The organism is Micrococcus sp. GbtcB5 (assembly GCF_019091605.1).
Classification (GTDB): domain Bacteria; phylum Actinomycetota; class Actinomycetes; order Actinomycetales; family Micrococcaceae; genus Micrococcus; species Micrococcus luteus.
The window spans coordinates 1-245 of the sequence record NZ_JAGXJK010000343.1 but is presented as its reverse complement, the minus strand read 5'-3'; the positions used below and the strand labels follow the sequence as shown (position 1 = coordinate 245).

Here is a 245-nt window from a genome sequence, read left to right as displayed (position 1 = left end):
TGACCCCGACCGAGGCCCGCCTGCTGCTGCGCACCCACACCTCCCCGGTGCAGATGCGCCCCCTGCACGAGCGGGGCGCCCCCACCTACGTGCTGTGCCCGGGTCGCACCTTCCGCACGGACGAGCTGGGCGCCACGCACACCCCGGTGTTCCACCAGTTCGAGGGCCTGGCCGTGGAGAAGGGCCTGACCATGGCCCACCTGCGCGGCACCCTCGAGTACTTCGCCCGCCAGATGTTCGGGGCC

At 73.1% G+C, this 245-nt stretch carries 1 pseudogene; it reads left to right on the top strand.

From position 1 onward, the window contains the following. Window positions 1–245: pseudogene (locus KVS67_RS12620) on the top strand (phenylalanine--tRNA ligase subunit alpha); the annotation flags it as partial.